The sequence below is a fragment of the Arthrobacter sp. TMN-50 genome (genome assembly GCF_054511125.1).
Genome location: NZ_JBTNDG010000016.1, coordinates 1 through 22,044, shown reverse-complemented (window position 1 = coordinate 22,044; position 22,044 = coordinate 1). Strand labels below are relative to the sequence as shown.

At 64.6% G+C, this 22,044-nt stretch carries 22 protein-coding genes, 1 tRNA gene and 1 pseudogene; 4 read left to right on the top strand and 20 right to left on the bottom strand.

Annotated elements, in window-relative coordinates; translation table 11 throughout:
* Positions 1-29 precede the first annotated feature (29 nt).
* The 15 genes from tatC to ACX80A_RS13775 form a co-directional block, all read right to left on the bottom strand.
* Positions 30-815, bottom strand: coding sequence for a twin-arginine translocase subunit TatC (tatC, locus tag ACX80A_RS13845; RefSeq protein ID WP_459260357.1), 786 nt, complete (start codon positions 813-815; stop codon positions 30-32).
* A 60-nt stretch (positions 816-875) separates the two neighbouring features.
* Positions 876-1,175: a Sec-independent protein translocase subunit TatA gene (gene tatA, locus ACX80A_RS13840; RefSeq protein ID WP_459260333.1), complete on the bottom strand. Its 300-nt coding sequence runs from the start codon at positions 1,173-1,175 to the stop codon at positions 876-878.
* Positions 1,176-1,235: 60 nt separating this feature from the next.
* Positions 1,236-1,574 (bottom strand): hypothetical protein, encoded by a 339-nt coding sequence (locus tag ACX80A_RS13835; protein WP_459260332.1) that lies wholly within the window; start codon positions 1,572-1,574, stop codon positions 1,236-1,238.
* A 53-nt stretch (positions 1,575-1,627) separates the two neighbouring features.
* The gene (locus tag ACX80A_RS13830; protein WP_459260331.1) at positions 1,628-3,595 is read right to left on the bottom strand and encodes a helix-turn-helix transcriptional regulator; all 1,968 of its coding nucleotides are present in this window, start codon (positions 3,593-3,595) and stop codon (positions 1,628-1,630) included.
* Between the two features lie 77 nt (positions 3,596-3,672).
* On the bottom strand, positions 3,673-4,059 hold the full coding sequence (locus ACX80A_RS13825; protein WP_459260330.1) for an FKBP-type peptidyl-prolyl cis-trans isomerase: 387 nt from the start codon (positions 4,057-4,059) through the stop codon (positions 3,673-3,675).
* Positions 4,060-4,101: 42 nt separating this feature from the next.
* Positions 4,102-5,031 carry an FKBP-type peptidyl-prolyl cis-trans isomerase gene (locus ACX80A_RS13820; RefSeq protein ID WP_459260329.1) on the bottom strand — a complete coding sequence of 310 codons (930 nt, stop codon included), beginning with the start codon at positions 5,029-5,031 and terminating at the stop codon, positions 4,102-4,104.
* Between the two features lie 143 nt (positions 5,032-5,174).
* Positions 5,175-6,536, bottom strand: coding sequence for a Pup--protein ligase (pafA, locus tag ACX80A_RS13815; RefSeq protein WP_459260328.1), 1,362 nt, complete (start codon positions 6,534-6,536; stop codon positions 5,175-5,177).
* Positions 6,536-7,267, bottom strand: a complete 732-nt coding sequence (prcA, locus tag ACX80A_RS13810) for a proteasome subunit alpha (RefSeq protein ID WP_459260327.1) — start codon at positions 7,265-7,267, stop codon at positions 6,536-6,538. Before prcA ends, pafA begins: the two co-directional genes overlap by 1 nt.
* 2 nt (positions 7,268-7,269) lie before the next feature.
* A complete protein-coding gene (prcB, locus tag ACX80A_RS13805) occupies positions 7,270-8,088 on the bottom strand; it encodes a proteasome subunit beta (protein WP_459260356.1) in 819 nt (272 codons plus the stop codon).
* Between the two features lie 11 nt (positions 8,089-8,099).
* On the bottom strand, positions 8,100-8,315 hold the full coding sequence (locus ACX80A_RS13800; protein ID WP_459260326.1) for a ubiquitin-like protein Pup: 216 nt from the start codon (positions 8,313-8,315) through the stop codon (positions 8,100-8,102).
* Between the two features lie 50 nt (positions 8,316-8,365).
* Positions 8,366-9,952: a depupylase/deamidase Dop gene (dop, locus tag ACX80A_RS13795; protein WP_459260355.1), complete on the bottom strand. Its 1,587-nt coding sequence runs from the start codon at positions 9,950-9,952 to the stop codon at positions 8,366-8,368.
* A gap of 65 nt (positions 9,953-10,017) precedes the next feature.
* On the bottom strand, positions 10,018-11,787 hold the full coding sequence (gene arc, locus ACX80A_RS13790; RefSeq protein ID WP_459260325.1) for a proteasome ATPase: 1,770 nt from the start codon (positions 11,785-11,787) through the stop codon (positions 10,018-10,020).
* 123 nt (positions 11,788-11,910) lie between these two features.
* Positions 11,911-13,002 (bottom strand): tRNA (adenine-N1)-methyltransferase, encoded by a 1,092-nt coding sequence (locus ACX80A_RS13785; protein ID WP_459260324.1) that lies wholly within the window; start codon positions 13,000-13,002, stop codon positions 11,911-11,913.
* A gap of 50 nt (positions 13,003-13,052) precedes the next feature.
* On the bottom strand, positions 13,053-14,204 hold the full coding sequence (locus ACX80A_RS13780; RefSeq protein ID WP_459260323.1) for a site-2 protease family protein: 1,152 nt from the start codon (positions 14,202-14,204) through the stop codon (positions 13,053-13,055).
* Entirely contained in the window at positions 14,201-14,959 is a 759-nt protein-coding gene (locus ACX80A_RS13775) for an HAD family hydrolase (protein WP_459260322.1), read from the bottom strand. The genes ACX80A_RS13780 and ACX80A_RS13775 overlap by 4 nt, the downstream gene beginning before the upstream one ends.
* Before the next feature lie 139 nt (positions 14,960-15,098).
* On the opposite strand from ACX80A_RS13775, the gene ACX80A_RS13770 reads away from it, so the two are divergent.
* The gene (locus tag ACX80A_RS13770; RefSeq protein ID WP_459260354.1) at positions 15,099-15,953 is read left to right on the top strand and encodes a PAC2 family protein; all 855 of its coding nucleotides are present in this window, start codon (positions 15,099-15,101) and stop codon (positions 15,951-15,953) included.
* 16 nt (positions 15,954-15,969) lie between these two features.
* Here ACX80A_RS13770 and mshC read toward each other — a convergent pair whose 3' ends face one another.
* Positions 15,970-17,247: a cysteine--1-D-myo-inosityl 2-amino-2-deoxy-alpha-D-glucopyranoside ligase gene (gene mshC, locus ACX80A_RS13765; RefSeq protein WP_459260353.1), complete on the bottom strand. Its 1,278-nt coding sequence runs from the start codon at positions 17,245-17,247 to the stop codon at positions 15,970-15,972.
* 73 nt (positions 17,248-17,320) lie between these two features.
* A complete protein-coding gene (locus ACX80A_RS13760; RefSeq protein WP_459260321.1) occupies positions 17,321-18,145 on the bottom strand; it encodes an undecaprenyl-diphosphate phosphatase in 825 nt (274 codons plus the stop codon).
* A 74-nt stretch (positions 18,146-18,219) separates the two neighbouring features.
* On the opposite strand from ACX80A_RS13760, the gene ACX80A_RS13755 reads away from it, so the two are divergent.
* Entirely contained in the window at positions 18,220-19,158 is a 939-nt protein-coding gene (locus ACX80A_RS13755; RefSeq protein WP_459260320.1) for an aldo/keto reductase, read from the top strand.
* Here ACX80A_RS13755 and ACX80A_RS13750 read toward each other — a convergent pair.
* Positions 19,155-19,379, bottom strand: a complete 225-nt coding sequence (locus tag ACX80A_RS13750; protein WP_459260319.1) for a hypothetical protein — start codon at positions 19,377-19,379, stop codon at positions 19,155-19,157. The genes ACX80A_RS13755 and ACX80A_RS13750 overlap by 4 nt on opposite strands.
* Before the next feature lie 40 nt (positions 19,380-19,419).
* Between ACX80A_RS13750 and ACX80A_RS13745 the strand changes: the two genes are divergently transcribed.
* The gene (locus tag ACX80A_RS13745; protein ID WP_459260318.1) at positions 19,420-19,650 is read left to right on the top strand and encodes a DUF5703 family protein; all 231 of its coding nucleotides are present in this window, start codon (positions 19,420-19,422) and stop codon (positions 19,648-19,650) included.
* Between the two features lie 14 nt (positions 19,651-19,664).
* On the opposite strand, the gene ACX80A_RS13740 is transcribed toward ACX80A_RS13745, so the two are convergent.
* Complete coding sequence (locus ACX80A_RS13740; RefSeq protein ID WP_459260317.1) at positions 19,665-20,966, bottom strand: M20/M25/M40 family metallo-hydrolase; 1,302 nt, start codon at positions 20,964-20,966, stop codon at positions 19,665-19,667.
* Between the two features lie 152 nt (positions 20,967-21,118).
* On the opposite strand from ACX80A_RS13740, the gene ACX80A_RS13735 reads away from it, so the two are divergent.
* Positions 21,119-21,201: transfer RNA gene (locus ACX80A_RS13735), tRNA-Leu, on the top strand.
* A 278-nt stretch (positions 21,202-21,479) separates the two neighbouring features.
* On the opposite strand, the pseudogene ACX80A_RS13730 reads toward ACX80A_RS13735, so the two are convergent.
* Positions 21,480-22,044, bottom strand: a pseudogene (locus ACX80A_RS13730) (IS982 family transposase); the annotation flags it as partial.

The following is a 22,044-nucleotide window of genomic DNA, read 5'->3' as shown; positions in this document are numbered from 1 at the left end:
GCCGGCGGGTTGCACCGGGCGAGGGATGGTCAGAGTCCGTCGATCGGGGACGCCTTATCGGCCCCCGCCTCAACCTCAGCGTCGAGGGCGGCGCGTTTGCGTTCGCGCCGCTTGTCGTTGAGCAAACACAGCATGATGGCGATGAAGAAGAGCACCACCATGGGGGCGGCCAGGTAGAGCATGCCCAGGGCATCGCCGCCCGGTGCCGCCATGGCCGCGAACACGCAGATCAAAAAGACCGTAATCCGCCAGGCTTTGAGGATTTGCTTGCCGGTGAGGATTCCCACCAGGTTCAGACCGAACAGCACCACAGGCAGCAGGAAGGCGATGCCGAAGGCCAGCATCAGACGCAACACGAAGGTGATGTAGGCGGTCACGAGGATGATGTTCGAGAATCCGCTGGGGGTGAAGTCGGTGAGCACCCGCACCGCGTTCGGCAACACCAGCCACGCCAGGTAGATTCCAGCCAGGAACAACGGAACCGCCACGGCGATGAAGGACAACGCCACCCGGCGTTCCTTGGTTTTCAGCCCCGGTGTGATGAACGCCCACAGCTGATAGAGCCAGACCGGGCTGGCCAGGATGATGCCGATGAAAACCGATACCTGCACCAACAGGTCGAATGGAGACGCAACCCCGTCGAAGTTCAGGACGGCTTCCCTGCCCTCCCGCGCATTCAGCTCGAGGATTGGGCGGGAAAGCGCCGTCAGGACCGGGTTATAGATGAAGAAGCCAGCAACCGTCCCGACGATCAGTGCCAGGGCTGCTTTGATCACCCGGTTCCGGGCTTCTTTCAGGTGCTCCTTGAGAGCCATCCGCCCCTCGGGGTTGGATTTGCGACCCCTGCCGCGCACCTTCAGCACCGCCTGCTCAGCCTAGGGCGTGCGGGACGTCGGATCGGCTGATCCCGGCGGGTTGTGCTGCCCGGGGGTGGCCGGTCCTGACTGGTCGGGGTATCCAGTATCGCCGTGTGGGGGCGGAACGATGCGCCCTTCAACAGGTGAACCCTTCTCGGATGTTTCGGCCGGATCGTCGTCCTTCATCTGCCTCACTTCGGACTTGAAGATCCGCAGGGATTGGCCGACACTGCGGGCCAATCCGGGTAATTTGGGGGCTCCGAAGAGCAGCAGTGCGACGACGATGATGGCAACTAGTGCCCAACCTTCAGGTCTCATGGTGAAATCCTTTCATAGTTCTCGGCCGGGTTGGCACGTTGGCGCCGCGTGGGCCGAGTTTTAAACATGGGGAAGGTCTTTCAGGCTTACCGGTTGGCCGCGCTCCACCCTGCGGTGGATTCGACGCTCTCGGCGGGAGGCAACCCGGAGTGCCTTGGCTTCGTGAACTTCGTCCCTGACGGTGCCAGGGTCCCTGAACACTGCGACGGTTGAGCCGCGGGTCGGCTGTTCGGGGCCGGCAGCGGGGCTGGTGGACCGGTCGATCGCATCGGTGGCGTGCTCAACGTCCCTAAGGAGGGCCTTGACCTTGCGGAAGAGGTGGTAGCCCAGCGCCGCGAGTACCAGGAGGGTCAGCGCAAGCAGCGCCACCCAGATCACAATCCACATCCACCAAGGCATGGCTCAAGTCTAGGGGAGTCAGAACTGCGGTGGGGACACGCTGGTCGGTCAGGTCAGGAGTGGTTCGGGCGGGCGGCAGCGAGCCACGCCACGCAGTCGCGTCGAAGATCCTCGGGCGTCGCGACGGCCGCGTCCCCTCCGAGCCTGCCGATCAGACCAGGGATCCACGCGGTGGTCGCCACCCTGATCTGCGCCGCGAGCTGCCCATCGGCCAGCTCCTGGGTGCGCTCGGCGTCGTAGTGCTCGGCAACCCAGCGCGCGGGGGGCCGAAGGATGAGGGTCACCAGTGCATCCCCCGCGGTGGGGCGGAACAGGAGGTCACCGTCGGCGGCGGCCCGTCGTATCGTGGCGTGGTCTGCTGTGAGGCTGGCGACCTGGATCCGGTCGAGGCGGAAGTTGCGCACCGACCGGGCGCTGGTGCACCAGGCCTCGAGATACCAGGTGCTGTCTCTGGAGAAGGCCCTGATGGGTTCAACGGTGCGCTGGGTGACCTCGTCGCGGGTGGGAACGAGGTAGGTGAGCTTGAGGCGCACCCGGGCGGTCAGTGCGGCCTGGATGGTTTCGAGGGTGGGGGCCACAGTCTCTTCGGTGAGGGTGGTCGCGATGGTGCTGCCCGCCCGCCCGGCATCGCCGGCCGCCTCGGTGAGTTTGGCGTGGGCGGTGGTAGCAGCAGAACCGGGGTCCAGACCCGGTAACCGGCGGAGTGTGTCAAGGCCCACAATGAGCGTGCAGGCCTCATCGAGGTTCAACCGAACCGGTTCGGCGAGGTGGTCAGCGTTGCTGAGGAAGATGAGGTCACCATCCAGGCTGACCTCGATCAGGCCTTCCGGGTAAAAGCGGGGGCCGCTGACGAATAACAGTTCAAGGTCGGACGCCAGCTGCGCACGGGTGACCCCGAAGCGGTTGGCTGTCTCGTCCATGTCCGCTCCCGGGTGGTCAAGGAGGTAAGGCACCAGGTCGAGGAGTCGCCGAAGGTGGGTGTCGGATGAGGTTTTCCGCCGGGCCGGACGTGCCGCGCGATCGGTGAACACCACGTCGGAAAACGGTCCGTCCTGTGCTGCTGCTGCTGCAGCACGGAGCTGCTCCCCCACCCGGGCGACCAGTTCCGGAGGGGCTAAGGCCCGGGCGCGCGGGCCGAACGCTGCGATGTCGGCGGCCGCCTCCCCCAGGTCGCCGTATGAAAAGGTGATCGTATCCCAGCCGTCGTTGGAACCGCCGGCAACTGCTCCACGGCGGGTGCGCAGCAGATGGCAGGTGTCGGGGCGGACTGCCACGACGGCGCTGAACGGTTCGCTGGCACGTCCCAGCGAGGCCAGGGAGTCAAGCATGGTGAAGTCATCGGGAACCTCGAACGTCCCCTCGTGTTGAACGGGCGCCGTGGTGATCCGGGAGAGCCTGAAGTAGCGTTCCTCGCCGCGGTCCAGGTCACGCCCCACCACATACCAGTGCCCATAGCGGCTCCCCATCCCCCATGGCTGGAGATTGCGTTGTTCTTCCCGCCCGGTGCTCGCGGCCCGGTAGCCGAAGGAGATGGGGCGGCGGGAGGTGGTGGCACGCCACACCTCATCCCAGTGGGGTTCGGTGGTGTGGATTCGCGGTTCAACGGGAAGGGCTACCGCGTCGTCGCGGGCGGCACCGCGGTCCTGCAGTTTCCGCAGCGCCCTGGCGGCCGCCGAGTCGAGGGTCGCGACATCCCACATTCCCGCAGCGAGGGTCAGCGCCGCCGACTCCTCGGCGGTAAAATTTACTGCAGGAAGCCGGTACTCGGTGGCGGTGATCCGGTACCGCCGGATCGAGTTGTCGTGATCGAAGGCCGGGTCGTCGCTGAAGGACTGGACCGGGATGCCCTGTTCGCGAAGCGCTGCCTTGTCACGGTCGAACAGTTTCTCCCGGGCGGCCGGGGTCGCGGCCCCGCCATAGAGCTCGATTTCGGCGAAGAGTTCTTCCTTGGAGTAGCCGCGCTGGGTGGACAGCAGCAGCATGACCAGGGTGAGAAGGCGTTCGGTTCGTTTAGCTGACACGTTGGAAAGAGTACCCGCAAGACGATGGCCGGGGCACACTGTGCCCCGGCCATCAACCTCTTACGTGCGCTTGGTGCCTACCGCAGGCCCATCAGGTCTACCACGAAGATGAGCGACTCCCCGGGGGCGATGGCGCCACCGGCGCCACGGTCACCGTAGGCGAGGTTGGCAGGGATTTCCAGCCGGCGTCGTCCGCCGACCTTCATGCCGAGCAGGCCCTGGTCCCAGCCCTGGATGACCTGGCCGATACCGACCTTGAAGTCGAGCGGTGCGCCGCGGTTCCAGGACGAGTCGAACTCTTCGCCGGTGGAGAAGGCTACGCCCACGTAGTGGGCCGAGACGGTGTCGCCGGCTTTCGCCTCGTCGCCTGACCCTTCGATCAGGTCGGAGATGACCAGTTCGGTGGGTACGTTGGTGCCGGGGAATTCAATTTCCGGCTTGGTGCGGTTAGTTCCGGTTGACATGTTTCTCCTCTGGGTTGGTGCGGAAGGTGGGGCTGCCGAAGACTATTCGGCGGCGACCTTTTCGACGATTTCTACGTAGAATGCCAGGGTGCCGGACGGGCGTCCTTCGGGAGCCGGATCGCCGTAGCCCATGGGGGCGGGGATGACCAGCAGCACCTTGCTGCCGACGGTCTGGCCGGCGAGGCCCTTTGTCCACCCTTCGATCACGCCGGTCAGCGGGAATTCCACCGGCTCACCGCCGGGGTAGCTGGAGTCGAACTGTTCCCCGTCTTCCCAGCGCCAGCCGGCATAGTTGGCGGTGATGGTGTCTGCCTCGGTGAGGACTTCGCCGTCGCCGGCCTCAAGGACCTTGATGACCAGGTCGTCCGAGGGTTCGTTGTCAGGGATGTCGATGACCGGGGCGTCGTCGTCGTCGAAGGTGAAGGTGGGAAGCTGGCCGTCGGCGTCAAGCTTCTCGACCTCTTCGGGGGTCAGGACCTCCGGCACCGGTGGTGCCTCCTCGGCACTGAGTACGCGCATGACGATCAGCTGCTGGGGGTCCTGGCCTTCGAGGACGGTGGTGTAGGCGATCTGCGAGCCGATGGTCGTGCCGAGGAGCACTTCATACAGCTCGGGGTCGACCTCCTGTAGCTGTTCGGTCAGGTCGAGGGTCTGCGGTTGCCCGGCGGAGTAGGTGTCGCCGAGGACGGCACCGTCCTCGGCGTTCAGGCCCACCAAGTGGAAGGAGACGCGGTCGCCGTTGGCGATTGGCTCGCCCTCACCGGTGGTGATGGTCGCTGCGGCGGGCCCGGTGACCTCCAGCGGCGACTCGAACGTCACCTCCGGGGCTTCCTCATCGGATCCGCCGTCAACGCGCACCGATTCGAGGATTGCGGCGTCGCCCGCGGTCTTCCGTTCGGCGTCGCCAGTGTCACCGCCGCAGGCTGTCAGCACTAGCAGGAGGGGCAGAGCAAGGGTGAGAGCTTTTCGCACGGTGCTTCTTTCGCAGTTGAGCAGGTGATCGGTGGTGCGTGCCGTCCGGGCCGCGGCGAGCGTCCCGTAACTGGTGATTGAACCTATCCAGCCTAACGGTTTGGGGACCAAAGTTTCTCCGGATGATCAGTTTCCCCGGGGATTCACAGCTGGGCCAGCAACGCCTCGACCCGTTCGTCGACCGACTGGAACGGGTCTTTGCACAGGATGGTTTGCTGGGCATGGTCGTTGAGTTTGAGGTGCACCCAGTCGACGGTGAAGTCGCGGTTGGCGTCTTTCGCCCGTCGGACGAACTCGCCCCTAAGACGTGCCCGGGTGGTTTGCGGCGGAATGTCGACAGCGTTTTTGATGTCGACGTCGTCGACCACACGCCCGGTCTCGCCGCGCTGCTGGAGCAGGAAGTACAGGCCCCGTTCGCGGGAAATATCGTGATAGGTCAGGTCGAGCTGCGCCACCCTCGCGGACTCCAGGTCCAGACCGTGGCGGTCCCGGTACCGGTCGATCAGTTTCTTCTTGATCGCCCAGTCAATGTCGCGGTCGATGAGCCAGTGGTCGCCGGTGCCGATGGCCTGCAGCGTCCTCCCCCAGAGCTCCAGGATCCGCTCCACGTGAGGGGTGTGGGCGCCGTTCGTGTCGACGAACTGCCGGACCCGCGACAGGTATTCCTGCTGCATGTCCAGCGCCGACATGGTGCGTCCGCTCGCCAGTTTCAGTTGCTGCCGGCCGGTGAGGTCGTGGGAAATTTCCCGGATGGCGCGGATCGGGTTCTCCAGCCGGAAGTCTTTCATGATGACCCCGGCCTCGATCATCCGCAGGATCAGGTCAACGGATCCCACCTTGAGCAGGACTGTGGTTTCGGACATGTTCGAATCGCCTGCGATGACGTGGAGCCTGCGGTAATATTCGGCGTCGGCGTGCGGTTCATCCCGGGTGTTGATGATCGGCCGGGATCGTGTGGTAGCTGAGGATACCCCTTCCCAAATGTGGTCTGCGCGCTGGGAGAAAGCGTAAACGGCACCGGTCTGGGTTTTGAGGACCTTTCCCGCACCGACCAGGAGCTGCCGGGTGACGAGGAACGGGATCAGGATGTCGGCTAGCCGGCTGAACTCAAGCTTCCGGGGAATTAGGTAATTTTCGTGGCTGCCGTACGAGTTACCAGCCGAATCGGTGTTGTTCTTGAACAGATATACCCGACCGTCGTACCCCTCGTGGGCCAGGCGGCGCTGCGCTTCGGCGACGAGGTCCTCGAGGATCAGCTCGCCGGCGCGATCGTGGGCAATGAGCTGGGCGACGTCGTCGCACTCTGCAGTGGCATATTCGGGATGGGAACCCACGTCAAGGTAGAGCCGGGAGCCGTTGGTCAGGAAGACATTGGAGGATCTCCCCCAGCTCACCACCTTCCGGAACAAGTAGCGGGCCACCTCTTCGGGCGACAGGGGACGCGAGTTGGGCCCGGAGTAGGCAATTCCGAATTCCGTCTCAATGCCGAAGATTCTGCGGTCCATCAGGAACCACCCTTCCCGATGTTGAGGATGTCTCCCACCTCGGCGGGCAGGAACCGGCGGAAGGCACGGCGCGCCCCCCTGGTGGTCAGGGGGTCGCGATCCAGGACGGCGACCTCCAGTGCGCTGGGCTTCAGCCGGGCCCGGGGGACGCCAGCTGCGCCGTCGTCATGCCGGAGGGCGTCGACGGCGGTCCGCACCGCTTCAGCGAAGCTGTGCTCGGCGTCCCACTGGCCGGTCAGGGCATCGCCGACGGCGTCCGCCTGCCCACCCATCACAATGAACCGGCGCTCGTCGGCGATGGAACCGTCGAAGGTAAGCCGGTACAGGTGGTCGGCGTCCACACGGGGGGCGACCTCCGCGACGGCGAGTTCCACCTCAAACGGCTTGCTGTCGGCGGTGAACACCGCGCCGAGGCTTTGGGCGTAGACACTGGCCAGCCCGCGTGCTGTGACGTCCTCGCGGTCGTAGGAGTACCCGCGCACATCGGCGTACCGGACCCCGGCCTGGCGCAGGCTCTCGAACTCGTTGTACTTCCCTACCGCAGCGAAGGCGATCCGGTCGTAGATCTCGCCGACCTTATGCAGGGACGGCGAAGGGTTCTCTGCGACCAGCGCTATCCCGTCCCGGCAACTGAGCACCACCACCGAGCGCCCGCGGGCAATCCCCTTGCGGGCAAAATCGGCGCGATCCTTGGTGAGCTGTTCGGGAGAAACGTAAAACTGTTGGGTCATGCTCATGCCTCCCGGCCCGCCACTGACCGCGAATCAATGACCTGGGCGGCGGCCAGCGCCAGCTCCCGCTCGGGGATCCGGCGGGCTCCAGCGCTATTGGCGGTGTAGACCACCGGCCACAGCTGGCGGACGACGTCGGGGCCGCCCGTTGCTGAGTCGTCATCGGCGGCGTCGTAGAGGGACTCGACGGCGACCCGCACCGCGCGGTCCTCATCGAGATTCGGTTTCCACAGCTTCTTCAGGGCGCCCCGCGCGAAGGCGGCGCCGGAACCGACACTGTGGTGTTCCTGCTCCTCGTAGCGTCCACCCGTCACATCGTAGGAGAACAGCCGGCCGACCCGCTGGACCGTGTCAAACCCGGCAAAGAGGGGGACGACGGCCAACCCCTGGAGGGCAAGCGGCAGGTTGGCCCGGATCATTGCGGCCAGCCGGTTGGCTTTACCATCCAGGCTCATCAAAGTGCCCTCAATTTTCTCGTAATGCTCCAGCTCCACCTGAAACAGCCGCATGATGTCGAGAGCTATTCCCGCGCTACCAGCAATGCCGAGGACCGAGAACATGTCTGCCGGAAATACCTTCTCAATGTGGCGGCTAGCGATGATGTTGCCCATCGTCGCACGCCGGTCGCCGGCCATCAACACACCGCCGGCGTAGGTCATCGACACAATCGTGGTGGCATGGGGTGCCATCGTGGCGGCGCCGGCCGGCGTCAACCCCCCGGCCGAGCGGCTGGAGGGCAGGAGATCGGGGTGGTTTAATCCGAGGTATCCACTGAACGACGTTGAGGCAGCCCGGCCGATCGACGCGGTGGCGTCTTCCAACTTCATTGAGGTTACTGGCCGCCCTTCTGGACGAACCCTCTAACAAACTCTTCGGCGTTGGACTCAAGGACCCCATCGATTTCGTCGAGCAGGTCATCGACGCCCTGGGTTTGCGCGGCAGGCGCTCCGCCGTCGGGAGTCCCACCGGCGTCCGGGACCGGCGTGTCCTGCTGCTCGTCCTGTTCCTCGGGGCGAGACCCGGTGTTCCTGCGGTCCTGTGTAGCCATGGCGGGCACCTTTCATTGCTGAGGATGTGATGCGCTAAACCTAGTGATCTCTATGGTGCCATGCTGGATTGTGGCCTGCTCAAAAGCCGGGCAACAAATTCTTCGGCGTCAGCGGAAACCGCGAACAGTTCCTTGGTGAGTGCAGCGGTTCCGCGCAACGGTTCGCGGGTCTGGATCCGTTGCAGCCGGCGCTGGGAGGGCAGTTCAAAGATGATGGAGTCCCAACTGGCGCCCACCACTTCCCGTGGGAAACTGCTGATACAACGGCCGCGGAAGTAGGCGCGGGTGTCTTCAGGCGGGCGCGACACCGCCGCGTTGACCTGCTCGTCGGTGACCAGCCGGTCCATCTGGCCGCGGGCCGACAGCCGGTGGTAAATGCCTTTCTCCGGGCGCAGATCCGAGTACTGCAGATCCACCAGGCCCAGGCGAGGATCAGCCCAGGTCAGTCCGTCGCGGCTCCGGTAGGCCTCGAGTACCTTCAGCTTGGCCACCCAGTCGAGCTGGTGTGCGGCGTCGAACGGGTCCCGACGCAAGGTGTCGATCAGAGTTCCCCACCGGTGCAACAGGTCAGCGCTTTGCCCGTCGATCCCACCCTGGCGGTCGGCTTCACTGAGGCTCGCCTCGAGGTACAGCTCCTGCAGGTCCAGTGCTGTCATCAGCCTGCCGTCGGCAAGTCTGATGCGGTGCTTCAGGGTTGGATCGTGGCTGACGGCCTGCAGTTCACGGACCGGGTCCTGGATCGTGGGGACTGGCGCGCTATCCCGATCAATCAGGGAGAGCACCAGCGAGGTGGTGCCCAGTTTCAGATAGTTGGAAAGTTCGCTCAGGTTGGCGTCACCGATGATGACGTGGAGCCGCCGGTACTTTTCGGCGACGGCGTGCGGCTCGTCACGGGTGTTGATGATCGGGCGACGGACAGTTGTTTCGAGCCCGATCTCGTTCTCGAAGAAGTCGGCTCGCTGGCTGAGCTGGAAACCAGGCACCTGATTGAGGGCGCCGATGCCCACCCGGCCAGACCCGCAGATGGTCTGGCGGGACACGAAGAACGGGATCAGCACCGAGGCCAGGTGATTGAAGGGGACCTTACGTGGGACCAGATAGTTCTCGTGCGAACCGTAGGAGACGCTCTTGTTGTCGGTGTTGTTTTTGTAGAGGTGGACCGGTGCGAAGCCGGGCGTCGCGGCGATCCGTCGCATGGCGGCCAGAGCGACGGCGTCACCGGCACGGTCCCACAGCACGGCGTCGAGCGGGTTGGTCACTTCCGGCGACGAATATTCGGGGTGCGCGTGATCGACGTAGAGCCTGGCCCCGTTGTTCAGGACCAGGTTCATCAGCACCGCCTGATCCAGTGGGCCGCCGTCGTCGAGCGTGGCATCGACCAGGGCAATCTGTTCGGCAGTGAGCACCGGCGGGGAATCGGTCAGCTGGGCCGGCTCGGCGGCGTGCCGGGCATGGTGCCAGCCGCGCGCGTCGGCCAGGGGGGCTTCATCCGTGTAATCCCAGCGGGTGCCTGCGAGATTTCCCAGCCCCTCCCGCAGCGTCGCGGCGTAGGCGTTCACTACCTGGGAGGACAGGACGGTGGCGTTGGCGTCCGGGATCGACGGTGCAATGATGCCGTACTCGGTTTCGGTGCCCATCACGCGGTGGGCGGAAAACTGTTCAGGATCGAGGACTGACGGATCGGTGGCTGGTCCAGCTGGTGTCACAGATACTGTCCGGTATTGGCTGTGGTTTCGATGGTCTTCCCGGGTTCCTGGCCGGCCTTGCCCTGCACAATGGTCCGGATGTAGGTGATCCGTTCCCCCTTTTTGCCGGAGATCCGGGCCCAGTCATCGGGGTTGGTGGTGTTGGGCAGGTCCTCATGCTCACGGAATTCGTCGACGACGGCGCGCAGGAAATGCTCGATCCTGAGGCCCTTCTGGCCATCCAGCAGGAGGTCCTTGATGGCGTACTTCTTGGCCCGGTCCACGACGTTCTGGATTACGGCGCCGGAGTTGAAATCCTTGAAATAAAGCATCTCCGTGTCGCCGTTGGCGTAGGTGACCTCGAGATATTCGTTGGACTTCTCGGTTGAATACATTTTCTCGACAGTGCGCCGGATGATCCCCTGCACGGTGGCTGATCGGTTGCCTCCGTGCTCCCCCAGATCGTCGTCGTGCAGGGGCAGGTTCTCGGTGATGTACTTCCCGAAAATTTCGGCTGCACCCTCGGCGTCGGGACGGTGGATCTTGATCTTGACGTCCAGGCGGCCAGGCCGGAGGATGGCGGGATCAATCATGTCTTCCCGGTTGGAGGCGCCGATCACAATCACGTTTTCAAGCTTCTCGACGCCGTCGATCTCGCTGAGGAGCTGCGGAACGATGGTGGTTTCCACATCGGACGACACCCCGGTGCCGCGTGTCCTGAACAGCGAATCCATTTCGTCGAAGAAGACGACAACGGGGCTGCCGTCCGAGGCCTTTTCGCGGGCCCGGGCGAAGATCAGCCGGATGTGGCGTTCGGTTTCCCCGACGTACTTATCCAGCAGCTCGGGACCCTTGATGTTGAGGAAGTAGCTGCGGGTTTCGGTGGACCCGGTGCGCTCGATGGCGCGGGCGGCCAGCGAGTTGGCTACGGCCTTGGCGATGAGGGTCTTGCCACAGCCCGGCGGGCCGTAGAGCAGGATGCCCTTGGGCGCCTTCAACCCGTGTTCCCGGTACAGGTCAGGGTGCAGGAACGGCAGTTCGACGGCGTCACGGATCTGCTCGATCTGCGGGCCCAGCCCGCCAATATCCTCGTAGGCGATGTCGGGAACTTCTTCGAGGACGAGATTCTCCACCTCGCTACGGGGAATCTTCTCCAGTGCGTAACCGGACCGGTTGTCGACGGACAGCGCATCTCCAACCCGGATCCGCTCCGACTGGAGTGGCCCATTCAGCCTGACCACGCGTTCCTCGTCGGCCCGCCCGATCACCAGGGCGCGGTCGGAGCCCAGCAGTTCCTTGACGGTGACCAGTTCCCCGGCGCGTTCGAAGGCCAGCCCCGCGACAATGGTCAGCGACTCGTTGAGGAGGACCTCCTGCCCGGGCATCAACTGCTCAACCTTTACCAGCGGGCTGATCGCTACCCGCAGTTTCCGGCCGGACTGCAGAATGTCGGCGCTATCCTGGGCGGTGCCCGACGTCGTCGTGCCCTGCTCCGCGGGACCCTGCACATTGATCGCGATGATGGTGCCGAAGCTGAAGGGGGTGGCACCCTCATTTTCCAGGGCGCCCTTGAGACGGACGATTTCGGCCCGCGCGGTTTCGAGCGCGGCCACCAGTTTGGTGTTGTTTTGCGCGGCCGCGGACAGCTGCCGGTCAATGTTTCGCATGCGGTCCCGCAGAATGTTTAGCTGCCGTTGCGTTGCGGCTAGCTGGCCAGCCCCAGCTGCGGCTTCGGGTGGGACGTCCGCGGACAATTCTGGCGGGTCTGCGTTCTCGAAGTCAGCCATGTGTATCGCCCACCTTCAGTGCTCGATTAGTACTCTCATTCGACCATAGCGCAGTGAGCCGCGTAATTCTTGATAGTCACGCCGGCCCCCCCAATTGAGAACCCGCCCTCAACCCGCGTCGGCTTAGCGCCTGTCGGCGTCCGGGGTAGTGTCCTCGGCGGCGTCAGTGATCCGGTCGCGGCGGGCCTGCGCCTCCTCAGCGGGCAGGGCGCCGCGCTGGATGGTGGAGCTGGCATCGCGTGCCACCCGGCGCAGCCGCTTATCCGATACTTCACGCTCACCCACCGCCTGGGGGGTCCACGCGTTGAGGTCTTCCGCGCTGAAATCGGTCTTGGACGGGCGCCGCTTGGGCGACAGCCCGGTGACACCGTGCGCCAGCCGTCGCGTGATCAGGAGGAAGCCGGTGTGGGCCACCATGCGGTGATCCGGGCGGACGGCAAGGCCCTCAAGGTGCCAACCGCGCACCATCGATTCCCAGGCATCGGGTTCGGTGAACCGGCCGTCAGCTCGGATCGCTTCGGCGGTCCGGGACAGCTGGGTGACCGTCGCGACATAGTTGATCCAGACGCCGCCAGGTGCGAGCACAGTCGCTACTGCGTCCAGGCATTCCCAGGGCGCCAGCATGTCCAGGACCACCCGGTCAACGCTGCCCGGCTCTTCCTGCTGGACTACCTGCTCCTGGAAGTCGCCCAGGGTGATCTTCCAGGCCGGGTGCGGTCCGCCGAAGATTGTCTCGACGTTTCCCTGGGCAATATCGGCGAACTCGGCACGGCGCTCGAAGGAATGCAGATAGCCTGCATCCCCGACGGCCCGCAGCAGGGAAATTGACAGGGCGCCGGAGCCCACTCCCGCCTCCACTACCCGGGCACCAGGGTAGATGTCTGCCATGGTGATGATCTGGCCGGCGTCTTTGGGATAGACCACTGCAGCGCCGCGGGGCATGGACAGCACGAAGTCTGACAGGAGCGGGCGCAACGCCTGATATAACTGGCCACTGGTGTTGGTGAGCACGGTGCCTTCCAGAGACCCGATTAACCCGTCATGCAGCAGGAATCCTTTGTGCGTGTGGAAGGCTCCGCCGGGGGTCAGTGTGACGGTGTTCATGCGGCCCTTCTCATCGGTCAGCTGCACGCGTTCACCAGCACGGAACGGGCCCCGGCGGACGGCGGCACCGTGGGGAGGGTGTTCCGCGGGGGTGGTGCCGGGGGTGTTCATCAGAAAAGTCCTTAGCTGGTGGCAGGAGTGCAGCGGGTGTGCCGTGGGGGTTACGGGTTGGTGGCGGGTTTGCCGGTAATGGCCGAAATGACTGTCGACTGGTGGAGCAGCCCGGTGACCCGACCGAGACGGTCGATCACCGCGTATTCGCTACCGGGTAGTTTCGCGAGGAACTGGACCAGTTCCTGGCCTTCAGCCGATTCCAGTACGTAGGCGCCCGGCGATAGCGCGCGGGCCACAGCGTTGATCAGGGTCTGTTCGGCTGCGTCGTCGGGAACGCTGAGCAGCGCTCCGGTATCCACCACGGCTTCGGGCAGACCCCCTGGACCGGTGAGGACAATCGCCGCCCCGGGGTTGTCCCGGGCGAGCCTTCTGACCGTTTGCACCGTGGTCCCCGCGGCGATGCTCAGTGCCGGCTGCTTGAGCCGCCCGGCGCTCACCGCCGGGAGTCGCAACCGCATGTGGGCGTTTCGGATGGCTGCTGTCGCCCCCATCCAGAGGAACGCGCCCATCACGGCGGCGAGGATCACGACGGTCAGATCGGGAGTACCGCCGAACAGCAGGGGCAGCCCGAGCACTGCCACGACCAGCAGGATCACGATGATGCGCCCGGCCCAGCCTGCCGCGACGGTACCTTTGTCCTGGTTGCCGGTGGCTTTCCACACGGCCGATTCGACGATCCGCCCGCCGTCGAGCGGCAGGCCAGGGAGCACGTTGAACACGGCGACCAACAGGTTCGCCCACACGAAAATATCGGCGAGGAGGCGTCCCACCGATTGGGGCTCGAAGAGTGGGATGGTCAGCCAGCCGCCCAGGGCGAGCAGGAAGTTGGCGGCCGGGCCGGCCAGCGCCACCATCAGGGAGCGGCCGGGGCTGGCGTTGAAGTTTTCAAACTGGGTGTGCCCGCCCCAGAGGTTCAGGACGATGCGGGCTGTCGGCCACCCAAACCGGCGGGCGGAGAGGGCGTGAGCCAGCTCGTGGACCAGCACTGACGCCGCGAGAAGCAAGGCATAGCCGAGGGCAACCCCGTAGGCGCCAGCTCCGATACCGGGAAACGCCCGGGCCACCTGAGGCCCGAAGACCACAACAACGAACCCGGCAATGAGGAACCAGGACCAGGCCAGAACAATGGGGATCCCCGCCAGTCGCCCCAGCGAGATGCCTTCCCGCTTGCGCAGCCCCTGGGCTTCGGGGGTGGTCACCGGGTGGTCTGCTCTGCCGGGGCTGCGCGGCGGTCGAGGACGAGCTGGTTCAGGTCCGCCGCCGAACGGTGTTCGAGGGTGGGCCATTCGTACCAGCCACGATCGGTGGGTAGGGCCATCATGTGGGGTACCGCCAGGGTGATCAAACCGGCAGATTCCGCCGATGTCGCACCGGGAAGCGAATCCTCGATTGCCACGACCCGGTCCTTGGTCAGGTTGCCGGAGGCCCCACCCAACGCGTCGAACGCCTGCTGGTAGGCCTCAGGGTCGGGCTTACCCCGCTGGACCATGTCCCCCGTGACCAGAAGCGCGAAGGTGCCCTGCGGCAGTTGGCTCACCACTTCGGCGGCCAGGGACTGCTCGGACATGGTGACCATCGCGCAGGGAATGCCCTGCGCCTTAAGTTCCGCAAGCAGTTCGCGGGCGCCGGGTCGCCAAGGGGCGGTTTCGGCGACGCGGGTCTGTACCTCGGTAGTCAGATGATCGATGATGTCCCGGATGGACAGCTCAACGCCGGCCCGTTGCAGGACACCGGCCGAGAAGGAAAGAGCCTGGCCCACCAGGGCTTCGGCGTCGGCGGTTGACCAGCTGCCGCCGTGCTGCGCAACCAGATCCTTTTCCGCCTGGATCCAGTAGGGCTCGGTATCGACGATCGTCCCGTCCATGTCCCAGAGAACAGCCTGCAATCCTCCGACGTCGGCGTCGGGCGCCTGTCCGGAACGTGGCGCAGCTGTACTGGGATCGGAAATAGCCATGGCCCCAGTCTACGGGGCGGCCAGCAACGCTCGTGGCTGCTTCGGCTTTGCGCGAAGCGGTGAGCAATAGCTGCCAACAGCTGGCGGGGAGGTTTAGGGTGAAGTGGTGAGTACCTTTGATGAAAGCGTCCAGCCCGGCATCCGTGGCCTTTTCCAGGATAGTGATGTGCCTGAGCGTAGGGTGACGATCATGCTCGCCGCTTTCGAAGGCTGGAACGACGCCGGCGAGGCTGCCAGCGACGCCTTGAAGTTCCTGGGGAGGTATTGGGGCAGCGAAAAGGTGGCGACGATCGACGCCGACGAATTTTACGACTTCCAGTTCACCCGACCGGTGGTGACCCGGGACGCCGCCGGCCAGCGCAAGATCAAATGGCCCACCACCCGGATCAGTAAGGCGTCCGTTCCGGAGACCAACGTGGACATTATTCTGGTGCACGGGGTCGAACCGTCCTATAAATGGCGGGCCTACACGGCCGAACTGATTGCCACGGCCAAGGAGCTCAACGTCGACTGCATCATCCTGGTCGGGGCCCTGCTCGCCGACGTGCCACACACCCGGCCCATCCCGGTCACCGTCACCTCCGAGGATGAGCTGGTGAGGGAGAACCTCGACATCGAGCCGTCCACCTACGAGGGTCCGATCGGCATTGTCGGGGTGCTAAGTGAGGTGGGTTTGCTGGCCGACATCCCAACGTTGTCCCTGTGGGCAGCTGTGCCGCATTATGTGGGCCAGTCCCCCTCGCCCAAGGCACAGCTCGCCCTGCTGAACCGCCTGGAGGAAATGCTTCACCTTTCGGTGGACACCCACATCCTGGTCGAAGAGGCCGAGGCGTGGGAGCGCGGCGTCGATGAACTCGCTATTGAGGATCCCGAAGTGGCGGCCTACGTGCGGCAGCTTGAAGAAGCCAAAGATACCGCCGAGCTGCCCGAAGCCAGCGGTGAATCAATTGCCAGGGAATTTGAGCGGTACCTGAAGAAGCGCCGCAAGGACTGACACCGGGGCGGCTAAATTACCTGATCAGCCTGATGCCGAGCAGGGCGTCCAGCGCGTTCACCACGTCGTCGGCCCCGTTTGCGGTGCCCCCGGACGTGGGTGCACCGGCGGCCCAGCGATCCACGGCGGCGACGGCGGCCGGCGCGTCGAGATCGTTGGCAAGTGCCACCCGCAGCTCAGCGGTGAGCGCAGCAGCCGAGTCCTCAGTGGCGGAGCTTAGGGCTAGACGCCAGCTGGAGAGCTGATCCTGGGCTTGTGGGATGGCCTTGTCCGTCCAGGACCAGTCGGAGCGGTAATGGTGGTTCAGGATGGCCAACCGGATTGCCGCCGGATCGACTCCGTCCCGGCGCAACGTGGACACCAGCACCAGGTTTCCGCGCGACTTACTCATCTTCTCCCCGTCCAGCCCAACCATGCCGGCGTGCGAGTAATGCCGGGCCAGCGGGGTTCCGGTTGCCGCTTCGGCATGGGCAGCGCTCATCTCGTGGTGTGGGAACACCAGATCCGATCCGCCGGCCTGCACGGTGAACGGCTGGTCAAGGAAGCGTTGGGCGATGACAGCGCATTCGATGTGCCAACCGGGACGACCGCGTCCCAGGGTGTTCCCCTCCCAATCCGGTTCACCGGCCCGGGCCACGCGCCAGAGCAGCGCATCCATGGGATGCCTCTTCCCAGGCCGGGCGGGATCGCCGCCGCGTTCGGCGAAAAGTCCGGTCATGTCGTCCTGGCTGAGGTGGGACACGGCGCCGAGGAACCAGGCGTCGGGCCCCGTCAGTGAGGCTGACGCGGCTTCCACCGAGAAGTAAATGTCGCCGTCGGGCTCTGATCCGGCACCGGGCACCGGGTACGCGATGCCCCGCTCGAGCAGGGACTTGATCACCGGGACGATCCATTCAATCGATTCGACTGCACCAATGTAGTGGTCGGGCGGGATCACGTTGAGTTCGTACATGTCTTCGCGGAACAGCTCTGTCTGCTGCGTGGCGAGCTCAGTCCACTCGACCCCGGTGGCGGCCGCCCGTTCGAGGAGCGGGTCGTCAATGTCAGTGACGTTCTGGACATAGTTCACGACGGCGCCGGAGTCGCGCCACAGTCGGTTCAGGAGATCGAAGGCGACGTAGGTCGCGGCGTGGCCCATGTGGGTGGCGTCGTACGGTGTGATGCCGCAAACGTAGAGACCCTGGCGTGGGTCGGTCGGCAGGGCGACATACTGCTGCTGTTTAGTGTCATACAGGCCGATATCGGCGCTTCCACCGGGAAGGACAGGAATGGGCCGGGAGTTCCACGCAATCACGCCTTCTACAATACGTTCTTCATGGCGGCGGCCCGACCAGTGCTCCGGTCGGGACGCCGCCATGCTTGGACAATCAGGGGTTGATAACGCCGAATCCGAGGAGCAGGAACAGGGCGAGTCCCAGCAGGATCCGGTACCAGACGAAGAGCCCGTAGCTTCGGGTCGAGACGAACTTCAGGAACCATCCGATGATGACGAAGCCCACTACGAAAGCAATCCCGGTCGCCAGCGCCGTCTCGGCCAGACCATAGGGGCCCGGCTCGTCGATACTTTTGATCAGCTGGAAGAAGCCACTGGCAAAGACGGCTGGAATAGCGAGCAGGAAGGAGTAACGTGCCGCGGCTTCCCGGTTGTAGCCCATGAACAGGCCAGCGGTGATGGTGCCGCCAGACCGGGAGACGCCCGGTATGAGCGCCAGCGCCTGGGCGAAGCCGTAGACGATGCCGTGGCGGTACGTCAACTGATCGAGGGAACGGTTCTGCTTGCCGACGGCGTCGGCCACCGCCAGGATCAGGCCGAAGATCACCAGCATGGATGCCGTCAGCCACATGCTGCGCAGTGTGCTCTCGATCTGGTCCTGGAAGAGCAGGCCGAGGATGCCGATCGGGAGGCTGCCGAGGATGACGAGCCAGCCCATCTTCACATCCGGGTCGCTGGTCGGGACCCTTCCGACCAGTGACTTGGCCCAGGCACGGATGATCCTGACGATGTCACGCCAGAAATAAACGACTACTGCGGTCTCCGTACCGAGTTGGGTGATCGCCGTAAAGGCGGCGCCCGGGTCCTGGGCGTTCGGCAGGAACTCGCCGACAATCCTCAGGTGGGCGCTGGAGGAGATGGGCAGGAATTCCGTCAGTCCCTGCACCAGGCCCAGGATGGCAGCTTCGATCCAATTCACATCTAAGACCCTAGAGCACGTACCCGCCCGGCACCGGGAGGCAGCAGTCCTGTCCCAGGCTTTAGGCTTACCGTATGCAGTGGCGAAACGTGGGTAGCAGCGGTCTGACAGTATCCCGTGTGGGATTGGGCACAATGACGTGGGGTCAGGAGGCGGACGAAGAAACCGCGCGGGAACAGCTTCGGCTGTTCACCGAGGCGGGAGGCACCCTGGTGGGCACTGCCGCGCGCTACTCGGATGGGCAGGCCGAGGCGATGCTCGGGGACCTCATCGGGGACAGCGTCGCCCGCTCCGAGCTGGTTCTCGCCGTCCAGGGCGGGTCAGCACGGCAACACGCGGGGGTGCGTCGTGCTGACGGGTCCCGGAAGGGCCTCCTCGACTCACTCGATGCGTCCCTGGCCCGGCTGGGCACCGACTACGTTGATCTGTGGCTGGCACCGGCCCGGCACCCCGCTGTGCCCCTGGAGGAGACCCTTGGAGCGCTGGAACTCGCCTACCGGACCGGCCGGGCCCGCTATGTGGGCGTGTCCAATCATGCGGGCTGGGAACTGGCACTCGCGTCAGCCACAGCAGGGTTCCCCATCACTGCCCACGAGGCCGAATACTCGTTATTGAACCGTACCGTTGAACGTGAGGCGACCCCCGCTGCCGCGGCTCTCGGCGTGGGATTGGTGGCTTGGGCCCCACTAGGACGCGGAGTGCTGACCGGCAAGTACCGGGGACAGACCCCGTCGGATTCCCGGGCCGCCTCCGATGTGTGGGCACCGTACGTCGAGCCGTATCTGATGGGTCGCCCACACCGGGTTACCGAGGCGCTGGTCACCGCGGCCAAGGGCCTGGATCTCGCCCCGCTGGAGGTAGCGCTGCGCTGGGTGCTGCATCGCCCTACGGTAGCAGCAGCCATGACCGGAGCCCGGACGAGCCACCAACTAAAGGATGTGCTGTCCGCAGCGCAGGATCCGTTACCTACCCAGATTTCCGAGGTACTGGACGAGGTGTCAGCTCAGTCCTAGGACTCGTCCTCGTCGTCGCCGTCCTCGTAGATCACCAGGGGCGTCACTTCGCCGTGGGCGTCGTAGAGGACTTCCTCATAGGTATCGAAGGCGTCAGCAACAGCCACATAGGCGGCCTCGACCGCCGGATCCTCGTCGCCCCGCCGGGAGGCGGCCGCATTCAGGTGCTCCTCAAGCGCCGAGACCAGGGATTGGAGCGCGACACGCGGATCAATACTCATGGGTAGACGTTATCGGTAAAGTGATCAAAATTGGAGGGAAATGCGAGAACAATTTATGAGCGCGACGGCTCCGAAGCGTGACGTCGAACGCCGATACGAGTATCTGGTACTGACCGTCAACGCTGGCGAACCGGTCAGTGCAGCCCGTCAGGCACTGACGGAACACGCCGAATACGGTAAGTGGGAACTGGAGCGCAGCTGCATTTACCTCGGCGGCGGCCGGCGGTACTGGATGCGCCGCAAGGTCCTTCGGGTCGAGCGGACGGCCTGAACCGGCCGGTGCCTCTAGTAGGTGGTGAGCAAGCGGTGGAGGACTTTCGAACCGAACTTCAGCGACTCGGTGGGGACCCGCTCGTCCACGCCGTGGAACATACCGGTGAAGTCCAGTTCGTCGGGCAGCTGGAGGGGGGCGAAGCCGTACCCGGTGATACCGAGGCGGCTGAGTGACTTGTTGTCCGTGCCGCCCGAAAGCGTGTACGGCAGGACCTTCGCACCGGGGTCCTGGCTGTGGAGGGCATCGATCATGGAATCGACCAGGTTGCCGGCGAACGGCACCTCGAGAGAGACGTCCTTGTGGTCGTAGGTGACGTCGACGCCGTCGCCCGCGAGCTCCTTGATGGTGGCGAGCACCTGCTCCTCCTGGCCGGGGAGGGTGCGCACATCGATCAGGGCCTCGGCGGTGCCGGGGATGACGTTGTGCTTGTAACCGCTCTTGAGCACAGTCGGGTTGGACGTGTTCTGCAGGGTGGCACCCACGAAGCGGGCTACCGTGCCGAGCTCGGCGAGGAGGGCGTCAGGGTTGTCGGCGTCGAACTCAACACCGGTGAGTTCGGTCACGCCGTCGAGGAATTGACGGGTGGTGGGGGTGAGCTCGATCGGCCACCGGTACTCCCCCACCCTGGTGACGGCGCGTGCGAGACGGGTGACGGCGTTGTCGGTGTTGATCTGCGACCCGTGGCCTGCGCGGCCGTGGGCCACCAGGCGCAACCAGGAAATGCCCTTCTCCGCGGTCTGCAACAGGTAGGTGCGCTGGCCGCCAATGGTGGCGGAGAACCCGCCGACCTCGGAGATTGCTTCGGTAGCACCCTCGAACAGGCCGGGCTGGGTGTCGACCAGCCAAGATGCGCCGTACTTGCCGCCGGCCTCTTCATCGGCGAAAAAGCCGAAGATCAGGTCCCGCTTGGGCTGGAGCTTGTCGCGTTGCATGCTGCGAAGCACCGAGAGGATCATGGCGTCCATGTCCTTCATATCCACTGCGCCGCGGCCCCAGATGAGGCCGTCCTTTTCCTCGCCGCTAAACGGGTCAACCGTCCAGTCCTCCTTCTGGGCGGGGACGACGTCGAGATGGCCGTGGACCACCAGGGCTGGTAGCGACGGATCGGAGCCCGGCATCCTGGCGATCACGGAGGCGCGTCCCGGCTCCGACTCGAAAATTTGTGACCCCAGGCCAACTTCCTCCATCAGGCCCGCCGTGTACTCGGCCGCCGCTCGTTCGCCCGGACCCACATTGTCCCCATAGTTGGACGTGTCAATGCGGATGAGCTCCTGGCAGATGCGGACAACTTCGTCTTCGGGCTTGATAGTCATCGTGTGGGCCTCCTGAGCCAAATGGTCTGTTCCACCAGCCTAACCACTTTGTCTCGGGCCCCCGCGAGGGAGCGGATTAAACTCTTGGGCCTCCATCGTGTTAGAGTTTTTTTCGCTGCTTCCGAGGTTTAGAGCTACGGAAAACATCACCTGCGCGGGTGGCGGAATGGCAGACGCGCTAGCTTGAGGTGCTAGTCCTTTAACGAGGGTGGGGGTTCAAGTCCCCCTCCGCGCACTAGAAAAACCCCGGATCTCCGGGGTTTTTTTATGCCCTCGACCACGTGGAGCCTTTCTTCGACCACGCGGCCTCCGATTTCCGCTGCCTGTCCGTCGTCGAGTCGCATAGTAAACAGCATGCCGAACATCGAAGAACGGCCCCGGAAAGATGGCTCAACCGCCTATCTGGTTCGCTGGGTCGACAAAAAAACCAGGAAACGCAAGACTCAATGCTTTGACGACGCGAAGGACGCGCAGCTCATGCTTGGGGTCCTAGATGATTAATTCCGATTGGATTTAGTGGTCGTAGGCGATTAGGGAGCGCTTGCGGGGCGTGCCGGTCAGCCAGTTGTGCCAGATTCCGGCCGCGAGGGCCAGTAGTCTGGCGGCGACCCGGGCGTAGACGCCTTCGAGGTTCGTCCGCCGTGGTCTTCGAGGGTGAGTTGGCCTTTGAGGGTGTCGAAGACTGATTCGATCCACTGCCGGATGCCACCGAATTTGCCGAAGCGTGGCTTTTCGTCCTTACGGTCGGGCCTGATGAGGTGGGCGCCGAGGTCCTTGGTAATGAAGCGTTCGAAGTCCTTACCGGCGAAGCCTTTGTCGCCCAGGATGACCTGGCTGGCCTGGACGAGATGGTGGTCCTTTTCCAGCAGCGCTTGGGTGACTTCGCGTTCCCCAATTTTCGGGTTCGCCAGGCCCAGATGACGGGCATTCCTTCCGGTGTGCTGATCAGGTAAAGCCGGAAGCCCCAGAAGTAGCGCGAATGCGAAGCGCAATAGCCGTAGCCGGCATGCCCGCTGAGATCGCTGCGTTTCACGGTATCCCGCGACATGGCGCAGGGCAGCGGCGTGGAATCGACAAG